Below are 13,834 nucleotides of genomic sequence, written 5' to 3'. Positions count from 1 at the left end.
TTCAAAAACCTTGCATTATCCTTCTTGTGGTACATCGCTTGGTACAAAAAACAAGGGCAACAAAGCCTGAAACGACCGACTCCTGACGACCGGCTACTGACTCCTACCCCCAGGAAAAACTTTTTCAGCAGACCCTATTTAGGGTTTGCTGAATAAATCTAAAAACCTTGTTAGATAAGGCTTTTGACCTGTTAAAATCCGATGTTAGTGCTGCGAAAATCGGATTGGGACTCTCAAAAACCTTGCATTATCCTTTTTCTTAGTACACAAGTTGGTACGAAAAGAGAGTTAAAACCCATTGCCAGTAGGGACTATAGCTACAATGATTGATTTTTCTCAAGGTGAAGAATTGTAATTTTTTTTCTCAGAAAAAATCAATTATTGAGGTTCTTCGTTACTTGGTATGGTTCGATAGGGGGGCATAAATCGACTAAATCGTTATCTGGCAAGAGACTTAATTGATTAGTTCGCTCTAGAGCAAAAACAATTAACAAAAATCGCTAAATGCCTTTCTATATAAGGGTTCCATCCCTTATAACCCCCGTCCGTTGCATAACACAAACCGAAGAGCCGGTTTTTTACTTGATTCTCGACCACGGGTTCACGAGTTAATCCTCGTGCCGCCAATTCTTTTTTCCTCTTTCCTAGGGACCTTTGCTGATAATCGGGTCTCATGACACCATTGTTACTCCGGTTTGAGTTCAGGATACTTCCAGATTTAGAAGATCAGGGCTTGCCCCTAGTTTCTCTTTTTCTTTTTAGGGCGCTTTGCGTCCTTCAGGAGCTGATAACTGATTCAAGGCTGCCTCCTGCCTCCTGCCTCCTGCCTCCTGCCCCTTGATGGGATGGCTAACGGCTAAAAATAATCTTCTCGATGGCATCTAGGGCGGTTTCTAGGTCATCGTTGACGATTTGATAGGGGAATTCCTCGCTGGCGGCCAATTCTTCTCGGGCGCGCTCTAGACGACGGGCGATCGCTGTTTCGGCATCTTTGCCCCGGTCGCGCAAACGACGTTCTAATTCCTCGAAAGTGGGGGGTAGGATAAAGATTCTCCGCGCTTCGGGGAAGCTTTTACACACCTGTCTGGCTCCCTCTAATTCGATTTCTAGAATTACGGTCTGGCCTGTTGCTAATTGAGCAGCGATCGCTGATTGGGGTGTTCCATAGTAGTTGCCCGCATATTCGGCCGATTCGAGAAATTCTCCGGCTGCCATTTTCTCCTCGAAACTGGGACGGTCGAGAAAGTAGTAATCTTCCCCCTCAATTTCACCCGGTCGAGGTGGGCGCGTAGTAGCGGATACGGACAGGTAGAGGTTAGGGAAACGAGTTAGTAAATGCCGTACTAGCGTACCCTTGCCCACACCGCTAGGGCCAGTAATGACGATTAATTGACCGGGTTGCATGGGGTTAATAACTTAGTTGCTACTATTAACAGGGGCTTCCTTGTTGACCACGAAACGGTGAGCCACGGTTTCCGGTTGAATGGCCGACAGCACTACATGACTAGAATCGGTGATGATCACCGCACGAGTCCGTCTTCCGTAGGTAGCATCGATTAAACAGCCTTTATCCCGAGCATCACTGATGATGCGTTTGATAGGAGCCGATTCTGGGCTAACGATGGCGATAACCCGATTAGCGGAAACAATATTACCGAAGCCGATGTTGATCAGTTGTATATCCATAAGTTAACAAAGGTGCAGCCCTTTGTACAAAAGAGTGTGGAGGTATGATTACAATGTTATCGGGAAAGATTTAGCCTTACAACGCTAAAAATAACATTCTTAATCACATTTTAGTATTTTTTCAGGTTTTTTGCGATTTTAATTAAATTTGTTTACACGAGTCTCTATCTTAGGGAGTAAATAGTCCAAAAGTCGGGAAAATTAGGGAATTTTGAGGGTGTGGGGTGATGGGGGAGTGGGGAGCAGGGTGTAGGGTGTGGGGTGTGGGGTGTGGGGTGTAGGGTGATGGGGAGAACAAAGCTGCCTCCTGTCTCCTGTCTCCTGACTGCTGATCACTGATCACTGTTAAGAATGTCCCCGGCAATGGCATGATAATTATGGTGACTAATAAGTATTCTCTATCCTTGGTGGGTGTGTTAGACTATGGGTTTTGCTGATCTATCGATCGCTGATATTGCGGCAGAGTACGATCTGGCCGATGAATCTGTGTTGTCACTTTGCGACCAATTAGGCATCTCCTATAAAGATCGGCAGACTAATCTCGCCCTAGAAGATGCTAAAGCAATTATCTCACTGATTTTATCCCAACGCTCAGGAGTAACCGCCTCTAAAACGGAAACGTCCCCTTGACTTTATTCCCAACTGCGATCTTCTCGGTGTCCGTGATCACTTAGAATCGATCGATACCCTCCCAGAGGAGAAAATTTTTTAGTCACCTTAAAATCCCCTTTCTTGGAACAATTGCGAGTAGGAGAACAATGATCAAACGTTTGATTGTAGCAGCGATCGCTGTAGTCTTTTTTGTATTACAATTCAATCTTAACGGCGCTAGTGCCTTAGAACTCAATGAAAAAACCCTCACCATCACCCTCAATGACGCAGGGGAATCGGTGACTTTGACTTCTGAACAAGCGACGGAAGGACAGAAACTTTTTGTCGCCAATTGTACTAAGTGTCACCTGCAAGGTAAAACCAAAACTAATAATAACGTCAGTTTGGGTCTGGCCGATCTGGCAAAAGCGGAACCTCCCAGAGATAATCTGTTAGCATTGATTGATTATCTAGAACATCCCACCAGTTACGATGGTGAAGATGATCTCAGCGAACTCCATCCCAATGTTAGCCGTCCGGATATCTTCCCAGAATTACGCAATCTGACCGAAGATGATGTGTATAACGTCGCCGCTTATATGTTGGTTGCTCCCCGTCTAGACGAGCGCTGGGGTGGTACAATTTACTTCTAAATTGCCCTCCATATATCTCTCAATCCCTCTAGATTTCTAGGGGGATTTTTGATTAGACAGCAAATAGTTGTAAAAATTCTTTGAGTTCATTTAATACCTCATGCTCAAAGTTCCAAATATGACGTTTGTTTTTCATAACATAATCAAATCCATTCATACTGCATTTCCTGCCAGCTTGTTTTTTGTCTTCTGTGGAACAGGTATCAAATCGTAAATAGTTACTAATCCAAAACTTATCAAAATCTTTGTCTTTAATCGATTTTTCTTGCTTGTTTAAACAATTTCTCCAGTCTTCTAAACAATCCGCATAGGTGGAATCTTGATTTTTAATCTTCTTGAGAACTGTTTCTAGTTCTCCTTGTCCTTCCACATTGGTAAAATAACAAGCAAATTCTGTGATTTGATCTTCTATTGTTGTCAATCTATAAAGCTGACTGGTTTCCCTAATATCTTCCGCTTCTGGATACACCTTTTTCAGACAATCGTTAAGCCAATTTAGTCGCTCTGTCTTAGTATCAGAATCTTGATCGATAATAATACCAACTTTAGGGATAGCTTTTTTACCAAGAGTCGCCTTAATTTCATCGAAAGTGCTGGTTAATTTAGCTTTATCTAAACCCTGTAAACATTTATAGTCATCTTCCTCAAAGCAAATCGGTTTATCTAACTGAATTTTGTTAATATTTAAGTATTTTACTAGGGCTTCGATAAAAATTTTATCATTCTTGCTCTCGACGATTAATAAGTTACTCACCTCTCACCTCATTGCCATGTTTTAAGGCGTACTCTAAAGTGCTTAATTGTCTTTTAATACCAATAATTTTATCAGTTCTGGGACTCCTTGCTAGTTCAAAATAGGCCCCCTGTTCTGGATAATATTCTAACCCCACATCGGCAAAAGCTTGGATCATCTCTAAACTGTGGGTTGTGGCAAAAATTTGGCTATCTAGTTCGATAGCTAATCGGAATAAAGTTTTCCAAATATCTGGGTAAGCAGTATAGTGAAGACCATTTTCTATTTCATCGATAAAAATAATTTTTTTAGGATTGATGAGTAGAGCAAAAATCATCTCTATCAGACGATTAATAGCTTCACCAAACAGAGATATGGGTAGGCGTTTTCTCTCTTTTATTTTCAGATATAAATTTGGTTCACCCAGAAAAAAACTTTCTATTTTTTCAATGGACGGATCGAGAATTTGTAGAGCTTTTAGCACTTCTTCTTCCTGTTCATTAAAAACTATTTTAGTATAGGCCTCGCTCAATTCTTGCAAAGATTTATTGACAGATGCGGCAATGATTACTGGTTCCTCATCACCCCCATTAGGTAAAGCTAGTATCTCCTTAGAACTGGCAATTAAAAAATAGTTCATTTGCTCATCATTTGAGTCATGATCATGGTCAAAACTTGTGTGAATATTTAAGATAGAAATAACTGATTTATCTTTAGCAATAAAATCGTATAATTTTTGCCAGTCTTCAGAGATGCCTAGAACACTATCTTTAAGAGAACCAGAAATCGATATTTTTACCAATTTATCCCCTTGATTAGATTGGGAGCCTTTTAACTCAATAATATTTTTTCTATCAAGATTGAATAATAAATCATCCCAAGCATTTTTGGGAACAGCCCGAACAACTGCTAAAGATTGCCTACGAATGATTCCTCTGATGTAGGGATGAATAGTATTTGGATAGGGATAACTATACAAAAATATTGCCTCTAACAGGGCAGTTTTCCCTGAATTGTTCTTACCACCAATTAAATTAACTCGCTCAAAACCTTCAATTTTGGTATGCTCAAAACATCTAAAATTACTAATTTCAATATCCTTAATCATGTTGACCTCTGGGCTGAATAAGCATAAACTTAGGGGTAGGAATGACCCCGGCAAGATGGGGATTTTTTTACTTAATTCTAGACGAGAATCGCCTCCAACTCTCAAACCGGTGACTATCCCCCACCGAAACTGCCGCCCTAAGAGATAATAGAGACAGGGATTTATTTACATTTCTTCATCATGGCTAGAGACTTACGAGGATTTATTAAGCTTTTAGAAGATCGTGGCCAATTACGCCGCATTAGTGCATCGGTCTCTGCCGATTTAGAAATTGCCGAGATCGCTAATCGGATGCTACAGGTGGGGGGGCCGGCCCTACTGTTTGAAAACGTGCAAGGGGCCGAGTTTCCCGTCGCTATTAACCTGATGGGAACCGTAGAACGCATCTGTTGGGCGATGAACCTGAATAAACCCGAAGAATTGGAAGATTTAGGCAAAAAACTCGCCCTCTTGCAACAACCGAAACCGCCGAAAAAACTCTCCCAAGCGATCGATTTTGGTAAAGTTTTATTTGATGTCCTGAAAGCCAAACCCAACCGTAACTTTTTCCCTGCCTGTCAACAGGTGATTTTAGAGGGGGATGAGGTAGATTTAAAGAAAATTCCGATGATTCGCCCCTATTCTGGCGATGCAGGCCAGATTATCACCTTAGGGCTAGTAATTACTAAAGATTGCGAAACGGGAACCCCTAACGTCGGTGTCTATCGCTTACAGCTACAGTCTCACAATACCATGACCGTCCACTGGTTATCCGTGCGCGGTGGGGCGCGTCACCTGCGAAAAGCGGCACAGATGGGCAAAAAATTAGAAATAGCCATCGCTTTAGGGGTTGATCCTCTGATTATCATGGCCGCTGCCACTCCTATCCCCGTAGATCTCTCAGAATGGCTGTTTGCGGGATTGTACGGCGGTTCTGGGGTACAGTTAGCCAAGTGTAAAACCCTCGATTTGGAAGTGCCGGCCGACTCAGAAATCGTCCTCGAAGGAACAATTACTCCCGGAGAGGTATTGCCAGATGGACCCTTTGGTGATCACATGGGTTACTATGGCGGTGTGGAAGATTCACCTCTGATTCATTTCCACTGCATGACCCATCGTCGCGACCCCATTTATTTAACCACTTTTAGCGGTCGTCCTCCCAAGGAAGAAGCGATGATGGCGATCGCACTTAATCGTATTTATACACCGATTTTACGGCAACAGGTGTCAGAAATCAGGGATTTTTTCCTACCGATGGAAGCTTTAAGCTATAAAGCGGCGATTATCTCCATTGATAAAGCCTATCCCGGACAAGCGCGACGAGCGGCCTTAGCTTTTTGGAGTGCCTTACCCCAGTTCACCTATACTAAATTTGTCATCGTCGTCGATAAGGAGATTAATATTCGCGACCCCCGGCAAGTGGTTTGGGCAATTAGTTCTAAAGTGGATCCGGTTCGCGATGTGTTTATTCTCCCGGAAACCCCCTTTGATAGCCTCGATTTTGCCAGCGAAAAGGTCGGTTTGGGGGGGAGAATGGGAATTGATGCCACGACAAAAATGTATCCCGAAACGGACCACCAGTGGGGGGAACCTTTGGAGTCGGATCCGGCCATGGCGGTCAAGGTTTCCCAACGCTGGTCAGAATACGGTTTAATCGATATTAATTTACAAGAAGTAGATGCCAATAAGTTTGGCTACGAAATGTAGATTTAACTGACTAAATAGGGTCTGCTGAAAAAGTTTTTCCTGGGGGCAGGGTGTGGGGTGTGGGGTGTGGGGTGTGGGGTTTTACCGGTTTTGAGGTGGCCAATTACCTAATTTTCAGGGAAAAAGTCCCGGAATTTTCCCCCCAATCACTCCAATCGCTGCTACTTTTTGATGGGTACATCTCACATTTGCAGAAATACCGACAATCAGCAATTATCAGTGACTCTTAAATTGGTACAAAAATATGAACAATCGCGTATAAGCATCCCACCGAAAAGCTAATGCGCTCCTAGGGCTGTTTCATTCTCCCATCAGAATATCAAAAGTAAAAGCGATCACAGTCAGGTAAAATGAGGAGTGACCGCCAAACTTTCAAATATATGTTGAGCTTAATAGAAAAACTGAAAGGCTCTTCGTTACTTGGTATGGTTCGATATGGGGGCATAAATTGACTAAATCCTTATCTGGCAAGAGACTTAATTTATTAGTTCGTTCTAGAGCGAAAACAATTGACAAAAATCGCAGCAATGTCTGTCTCTATCGGGGTTTTATTCCTTATAACCCCCTCCGTTGCGTGGCACAAATAGGGGAACCTAATTTTTTTCAGGGCAATGACTGGTAGGCAACCCGAAAATTATATAGATTAGTGGCAAAAAAGACTTGACAAAATCCCTCGATTTGACCTATACTTTTTATTATAATGGGAATCCGTGCCGAAATATATATAAGCCTTTTTACTTCCGCTATAAGTTTGTCCGAGAAGCAATCGAGAAAACCATAAACGGGTCATTGGAGGAGCCTTATGCCAGAATCTAGATCTGAGATTATTTCAGTGAAAGTTAAAGAAAATGTCACCATGTTAGTGGAAGCGAGAAGTTTCGGTGGTGAACGGGAAGTATCCGATCAAATATTTGACTTTCAAAGTGTCGCTGATACAATTGAGGCAGTTACTGAATCGATCGCTGCTACGATAAGTAAAGTGCAGCCCAAAAAGGCAACCGTAGAATTTGGGGTAGAAGTCAGGGTAAAATCTGGTAAACTAACCGCTTTAATTGTGGAAGGTGAAGGAAAGGGAAATTTAAAAATTACTCTGGAATGGGGAGGATAAATTGATTAAATGCTTACCCCGGAATCTCTACCCCCGTACACTGTCAGGTTAAAGTTAATCTATGGGTCAGGAACAGGCTTTTTTGTGGGACAAGGGTTAATTTTGACCTGTCTTCATGTGGTAAAAGATGCGCGGGATAATAACGAGACTATCGAGATAATTTGGCAAGGTCAAATTTCTGGGGCTAAAATTATCGACTTGCCGAATCTAGACGGGATCGATCTGGCTCTTTTACAATTAAACTCGTCTTTAGATCACAAATATGTCGATTTTGATCACGATTTACAATTAACAGATAAATTATACACTTTTGGCTATACCAACGATTATCCGAACGGTGATCCTAGTGACTTTGAGTATATAGGTTTAACGGGGGATGAAAACCCCCTAATCAAGTTTAAATTAGGGCAAGTACAACCCGGTTTTAGTGGTTCACCTCTGTTAAATTTACGCACGGGGAAAGTGTGCGGAGTGGTGAATAAAACCAGAGATGAGTACAGTGATTTAGGAGGAAGAGCGATTCCAGTTCAGACTATTTTTAAATATTTTCCGCAATTACAACCCCAAAAAAATGCCCATAATCCTTTTAAACCCACTTCCGGAGGTATTAAAGAAATTCAGCAGATTTTTGGCCGAGAACAAGAAATTAAAGATATTTTTGAGGTTTTAAATTCCGGCAGTAGTGCTGCTATTATCGGGGAAAGGGGAACGGGAAAAACCACCCTGCTTTGGGGAATTTACCATCAAGCAAGGGAGTATTTACTTAGTCATCGACAACCCTTGTATCTAAACTTAGAAGGATTAGCAGGAGATAAGGATTTTTATTATGAATTATGTCATCAGATTGGTATAGCTGCGAATTACGATAAACCGCTCAAAGGAACTAGATTAACTAGGGAATTAGAAAAACATAAAATCCTGTTATTATTGGATGTGGTAGATAATATGACTCAAAAATATTTCAGCTATCAGCTTAGAAGTCAATTAAGAGAGTTAGCTAATCGTCCCGATCCACCTTTAAGATTAGTAGTAGCGGCTAATCGTCCCCTTGATGTTTTATTTCCTGATAACAAAGGAGGTGATTCACCTTTCGAGGGAATTTGTCAACAATTTCCGATTAAATTATGGGATGAAGCTAAAATTAAAGAGTTTATTAGTCATCGTCTAATTCAAACTGGAGTGACTTTTACTGAGGAGGAAATAAGTTCTCTTGTTAGGCAAAGTCAAGGAAAGCCGCGAGAGGTGATGCAAAATTGTTTTAAACTTTATCAAACCAAAGTCAATAACTCAGCATCCCGAACTTAGGTTATAACTAAACAATAAGTTGATTTAATTTTTGGTTTGATCCCCCCTGTCCCCCTTGATAAGGGGGGTGCTGAATAGTAGGGTTGATTCATGAATCAACCCTACCTTGATAAGGGGGGTTTGATCCTACCTTGATAAGGGGGGTTTGATCCCCCCTGCCCCCCTTGATAAGGGGGGTTTGATCCTACCTACCCCCCTTGATAAGGGGGGTTTGATCCTACCTTGATAAGGGGGTTTGATCCTACCTTGATAAGGGGGTTTGATCCTACCTTGATAAGGGGGTTTGATCCCCCCTACCCCCCTTGATAAGGGGGGTGCTGAATAGTAGGGTTGATTCATGAATCAACCCTACCTTGAGTAACACCTAACTACTTAATAAACCATCACCGGGTAAATAGCTAGAGATAAAAATTATGAAGGAAAGCACCGTCCCCAGAATTAATCTCGCTCCTAAACTCAAACGCGATTTATCTTTATGGAATCCTTTTGATTATCTTTTGCTGTTGTACTGGGTGTTTTATTTTCCCCAAGCAGTGCGCTGGTATGTGGAAACGAGAGGCGGCGGCGATAAATTAACAGAACAGAAAACATGGCGCAATACAAGGCAATTTCTCCGCGACCATCCCGTACAATTGCGTCTAGGTATTCAGGGTCTTCTCTTAACTGTAATTACCCCTCTCATTATCTGTAGCATAGCGGCAAATTTAGGACTTTCTGTTGATTGGGGGGACGCGGTGTTGGGCGTGGGGTTCGGCGTGGTGTTCGGCGTGGTGTACGGCGTGGTGTTGGGCGTGGTGTTGAGCGTGGTGTTGAGCGTGGTGTCGGGCGTGGTGTCGGGCGTGGTGTTGGGCGTGTGGTTGGGCGTGGTGTCGGGCGTGGTGTCGGGCGCGGTGTTGGGCGTGTGGTTGGGCGTGCTGTACGGCGTGCTGTACGGCGTGAGGTTCGGCGTGGTGTTCAGCGTGTGGTTGGGCGTGGTGTCTGGCGTGTTGTCGGGCGTGGCGTCCGGCGTGTTGTTTGGCGTGTTGTCGGGCGTGGGGTCCGGCGTGGGGTTTATATTCGCCTTTTTCCGTCCTGATAATTGGCTAATCGGGCTTTTGGCCGGTCCCCAAGGGCGACTTTTTCCCCGTATTACCCTTCTACCGCTGCCGGGGTTAACCTCGACTCTACAACAATGGTTACAGCAAGACTGGGAAACAGCTATTAATAACCTCAATCAATACCTTCAGTACAGCCGCCAGTTTATTCCTGTCCTTGTCGCCGTTAACCGCGTTTTATCGCAATTCCCAGAGGCAGAAATTATCTATCGCATCTCCCGTCTGGCAGAAAATACCTCCGATTGGCAATTGTTAAAATATGCGTCGGCGAAACTGTTTTCTTTTCCTCGCAGCAAAATCCGTCTCGATACCCCTGCTCGCGCCGCTGCCGCCGGTTTTTGGTATCTTCACCAACGGGACACCGAAAAAGCCGAAAAAGCCTTTGCTGTGGTACGTTCCCTCGCCTACGGGGAAGAAATGTATAGCCTCGCCCAAACTTTACACCGATTTAGTCAGGCAGCAACTCCCGATAGTATCGCTTCCCTGGAGGTTGCCCCCATTGCCGCAGAACCGTCATTACGTCCGCAAACTTGGCAAGCTATCAGCAGTTTAAATCTAGTTATCACAGAAATGGCTTTAGTCCAGAGAAGTTACTCCCAACAGACCAGATCCCTCGCTCTTAATCGGATTATCGGGGAATTAAGGGATATAACCGACCAACAGGCGGCCAATTTACCCTCAGCAGAAGAAGCATTAATCCTTTCTATCGCCAAAAAATGGGCAGAAATTAGCACATCCATCGCGAAAACGGTGGGAACGGTAACTATTACCCAACCGATTCCTAATCCCTACATTATCGGTGATCCGGTGATCGGTAAACGCTTTGTTGGTCGTGAGGATATCCTGCGGGAACTTCAGTCAATGTGGTCCGGAGATAACCTATCCTCCGTGGTTCTCTATGGTCATCGTCGCATGGGTAAAACTTCGATTCTACGCAATCTGGAGGCATATCTTCCACCAGATGTCTCGGTTATCTACATTAATTTACAGCGCTTGGCCACAGTAACCAGCCTAGCCGAAGTTCTCCTGACTATGGCTGAGGAAATCGCCCAAACTTTGGCAATTGATGCCCCAGAAGAGGAAAAAATCTCCCAACATCCAGAAATGTATTTTAATCGTTATTTAGACCGTCTGATGCGCCAGATTCTGCCGGAAAAAGCTAAAACCGGTTTAATTATTGCCCTCGATGAGTTCGAGATAATTGAGGATTTAATCGAAGCGAATACCCTCCCCCGGAATTTCCTCGGCTATCTGCGTTCCCTTGTCCAGAGTAGTCCGCGTCTAGCTTTTGTTTTTGCCGGATTACATACCCTAGAGGAGATGACTGCCGATTATTTTCATCCTTTTTTTGGCAGTGTTTACCCGATTCCGGTCAGTTTCCTCTCTCCTGAGTCCACTCGCGTTATCCTCGCTAATCCCGTTGGGGAAGACGAGGATTTTCCCCTAGACTATACCCCATCCGCTTTGGACAAAATTTATCAACTTACCCACGGTCAACCCTATCTAGTACAACTGATCGGCTTTCATCTGGTACGTTTTTATAATAAACAGGTCTTTGAGTTGCAACGTCCCCAAGATATTCGTTTTCAGGTGGAAGATGTGGAAAAAGCCATCGATGCTGAGTTTTTCCAAAGGGGGAATTATTATTTTACGGGTGTCTGGAAACAGGCTAAACAAGATGCGGCCGGACAACAGGAAATTTTAATAGTTCTTTCTCCCCATCTGCAAGGATTAACCCGGGCAGATTTACTGTCCAGCACCGGACTAACTGCCACAACTCTCGACCGGGCCCTAAAAACCCTTGAAAATCATCATGTCATCGAATGCCAAGACTCCCGTTATCGGATTGCTGTGGAATTATTCCGTCGTTGGGTATCGGAAACAATGGCCTAAATTCTTTTGTTATATTTTTGGTTTTTGCTCTCACAGTAGGGTTGATTCACAGTAGGGTTGATTCACAGTAGGGTTGATTCACAGTAGGGTTGATTCACAGTAGGGTTGATTCATGAATCAACCCTACCCGACCCCCCCGATGTCGAGGGGAGTTGGGGGATTGGGGGAAAATGGGTCTTAGCTTACCCACACCCGGCCCCGACGAAAAACTTTAGTATAATCAAGAACACTGAGTATTTATTAGCTTTTCTGTCTAAGATTGATGTTAAAGGCTGTTCTGTTCGATTTTAATGGGGTGATCATCAATGATGAACCGATCCATCAAGAGTTAATCAATGAAATCTTGATCGGGGAAAATTTACTGCCCCTAGGGTCGGAATTTGCGGAGTTATGTCTGGGAAGAAGCGATCGCGTCTGTTTGCGTAATGTTCTCACCCGTCGCGGTCGTCAAGTAACCGAGGAGTATCTGACCAAGTTAATTAACAAAAAAGCGAGTTTATACCGAGAAAGATTAGGAAAATTAGAGAAACTTCCTATTTATGAAGAGATATACTCTTTTTTAAAACGGGTTAAGGCCAGGGATCTACAAATCGGTTTGGTGACGGGAGCAATACGCTCGGAAGTAGAATCGATCTTGCAACAGACGGGCCTTGGGGATTACTTTAGTGTCATTGTCACCGGGGATGATATCAGCACCAGTAAACCTCAACCGGATGGTTATTTACTGGCCGTAGAAAGATTCAATCGTTGGAATTTTAATCTACAGTTGCAACCCTGGGAATGTCTGGTGATTGAAGATACTTTTGTCGGTTGCGAAGCGGCAAAAAGAGCGGGAATGCAGGTGGTGGGAATCGCTCATACCTATCCCTTCCATTTTATGCAGAGAGTGTCCAACTGGGCGATCGATAATTTCTCCCAACTAGACCTCGATCGCGTGGAGAAAACTTTTAGCCAAATCGGGGAAATAACCGAGCGATCGGGATTTTTAGGCAATCTATGACCATCTAGGGGCGATTCACAAGCTGAAAATCCCTACTTGCAAAAATCGGCAATTCGTGTTATGCTAACGAAAGTGCTAAGAAAATGCGGGTGTAGTTTAGTGGTAAAACCCTAGCCTTCCAAGCTAATGATAGGGGTTCGATTCCCCTCACCCGCTTAGGCTGTTGTGCAGTAAACGTCTAAGGAATTATCGGTAATATCAACGGCGATTCTGACTTAGAGATCGCTATCTTCTAAATATCTCCGCAAATCTTTGGTACGCTGCTCGGTGACAGCTGCCAAACAATTACCGTAAATCATGGGAGCTATAGAGCCTCCCTCATAGGCGCTTCTTTCAAATTCGCAACTGCTGTCTCTAAACTTAATCCAAGCTTGTTGGGCGGTAATTAATTTTTGTTTGCGAGCAGCTGACAGTTTTGGCAGTAGTTGTCGATAAACTTGATTTAACTTGCGATCGGCGTTTTGATAAGCGATGCTGGCACAAATGTTCATTTGGCTTTGAGTCTGGGGATTGTTACAGTTAGGATTTTGAGCTAGTTGCAAGTTCGTCGTTCCAGATGCGGGACTGGCAATGCTAGGGGTAGCCATCGCGACGGCCAATAAACTTGCTATGCTTAATAAGGTTAGTAAAAACTTGTCCATGGATACTTATTTTAATGACGGTAAGAAGAAGATAACAGAAATGCGATCAAAGCGACTATAGCTTTTTAGGAAGTGCATTCTGCTTGATTCATTTGTTCGCTTGCTTAAGTAGCTGGTTATAATTAAATTAAAAATGGATTTTAGGTTCGATCCCCCCTGCCCCCCTTGATAAGGGGGGTGCCGATCCCCCCTTAGTCCCCCCTTAATAAGCTATCCATTAGTCACATCTTTCTTAACATAAAATTTGACAAAAAGAGAAAAGTGTGCCAGATGGCTCAAGGGGGTTCTATGGGGGAACTAATTTGATGAGATAGTTTCCAAGTCTCGCTGATATCA

Annotated in this window: 13 protein-coding genes and 1 tRNA gene; 8 read left to right on the top strand and 6 right to left on the bottom strand. The window is 43.5% G+C overall.

Annotated elements, in window-relative coordinates:
• Positions 1-849: 849 nt before the first annotated feature.
• From gmk to O9290_RS04785, 3 genes are all read right to left on the bottom strand, one after another.
• Complete coding sequence (gmk, locus tag O9290_RS04795; RefSeq protein WP_002762373.1) at positions 850-1,404, bottom strand: guanylate kinase; 555 nt, start codon at positions 1,402-1,404, stop codon at positions 850-852.
• Between the two features lie 12 nt (positions 1,405-1,416).
• Positions 1,417-1,686 carry an extracellular matrix/biofilm regulator RemA gene (remA, locus tag O9290_RS04790; protein WP_002737924.1) on the bottom strand — a complete coding sequence of 90 codons (270 nt, stop codon included), beginning with the start codon at positions 1,684-1,686 and terminating at the stop codon, positions 1,417-1,419.
• A 169-nt stretch (positions 1,687-1,855) separates the two neighbouring features.
• Entirely contained in the window at positions 1,856-2,056 is a 201-nt protein-coding gene (locus tag O9290_RS04785) for a hypothetical protein (RefSeq protein ID WP_288054916.1), read from the bottom strand.
• A gap of 53 nt (positions 2,057-2,109) precedes the next feature.
• On the opposite strand from O9290_RS04785, the gene O9290_RS04780 reads away from it, so the two are divergent.
• Together O9290_RS04780 and psbV are read left to right on the top strand one after the other, a co-directional pair.
• Positions 2,110-2,316: a hypothetical protein gene (locus O9290_RS04780; protein ID WP_002735525.1), complete on the top strand. Its 207-nt coding sequence runs from the start codon at positions 2,110-2,112 to the stop codon at positions 2,314-2,316.
• A gap of 128 nt (positions 2,317-2,444) precedes the next feature.
• Entirely contained in the window at positions 2,445-2,930 is a 486-nt protein-coding gene (psbV, locus tag O9290_RS04775) for a photosystem II cytochrome c-550 (RefSeq protein WP_002762375.1), read from the top strand.
• Between the two features lie 52 nt (positions 2,931-2,982).
• Here the strand turns inward: psbV and O9290_RS04770 are convergent, their stop codons facing one another.
• Both O9290_RS04770 and O9290_RS04765 read right to left on the bottom strand, forming a co-directional pair.
• Positions 2,983-3,684 (bottom strand): DUF3226 domain-containing protein, encoded by a 702-nt coding sequence (locus tag O9290_RS04770; RefSeq protein WP_002762377.1) that lies wholly within the window; start codon positions 3,682-3,684, stop codon positions 2,983-2,985.
• Positions 3,677-4,771, bottom strand: a complete 1,095-nt coding sequence (locus tag O9290_RS04765) for an AAA family ATPase (RefSeq protein ID WP_002762378.1) — start codon at positions 4,769-4,771, stop codon at positions 3,677-3,679. The genes O9290_RS04770 and O9290_RS04765 overlap by 8 nt, the downstream gene beginning before the upstream one ends.
• Positions 4,772-4,951: 180 nt before the next feature.
• On the opposite strand from O9290_RS04765, the gene O9290_RS04760 reads away from it, so the two are divergent.
• From O9290_RS04760 to O9290_RS04735, 6 genes are all read left to right on the top strand, one after another.
• The gene (locus tag O9290_RS04760) at positions 4,952-6,457 is read left to right on the top strand and encodes a UbiD family decarboxylase (protein ID WP_002762379.1); all 1,506 of its coding nucleotides are present in this window, start codon (positions 4,952-4,954) and stop codon (positions 6,455-6,457) included.
• A gap of 802 nt (positions 6,458-7,259) precedes the next feature.
• Positions 7,260-7,565 carry a CU044_2847 family protein gene (locus tag O9290_RS04755; RefSeq protein ID WP_002762380.1) on the top strand — a complete coding sequence of 102 codons (306 nt, stop codon included), beginning with the start codon at positions 7,260-7,262 and terminating at the stop codon, positions 7,563-7,565.
• A gap of 9 nt (positions 7,566-7,574) precedes the next feature.
• The gene (locus O9290_RS04750) at positions 7,575-8,870 is read left to right on the top strand and encodes a S1 family peptidase (RefSeq protein WP_288054913.1); all 1,296 of its coding nucleotides are present in this window, start codon (positions 7,575-7,577) and stop codon (positions 8,868-8,870) included.
• A 413-nt stretch (positions 8,871-9,283) separates the two neighbouring features.
• Complete coding sequence (locus tag O9290_RS04745) at positions 9,284-11,857, top strand: AAA family ATPase (protein WP_288054911.1); 2,574 nt, start codon at positions 9,284-9,286, stop codon at positions 11,855-11,857.
• Between the two features lie 262 nt (positions 11,858-12,119).
• Complete coding sequence (locus tag O9290_RS04740; RefSeq protein WP_288054910.1) at positions 12,120-12,857, top strand: HAD family hydrolase; 738 nt, start codon at positions 12,120-12,122, stop codon at positions 12,855-12,857.
• 85 nt (positions 12,858-12,942) lie between these two features.
• Positions 12,943-13,013, top strand: a tRNA-Gly gene (locus tag O9290_RS04735).
• 59 nt (positions 13,014-13,072) lie between these two features.
• Here the strand turns inward: O9290_RS04735 and O9290_RS04730 are convergent.
• Positions 13,073-13,498: a lysozyme inhibitor LprI family protein gene (locus O9290_RS04730; protein ID WP_288054909.1), complete on the bottom strand. Its 426-nt coding sequence runs from the start codon at positions 13,496-13,498 to the stop codon at positions 13,073-13,075.
• Between the last annotated feature and the right edge of the window lie 336 nt (positions 13,499-13,834).

Origin of the sequence: Microcystis sp. LE19-41.2A (assembly GCF_027530405.1) — a bacterium.
Classification (GTDB): domain Bacteria; phylum Cyanobacteriota; class Cyanobacteriia; order Cyanobacteriales; family Microcystaceae; genus Microcystis; species Microcystis aeruginosa.
This window is presented reverse-complemented; position numbering and strand designations above follow the sequence as displayed.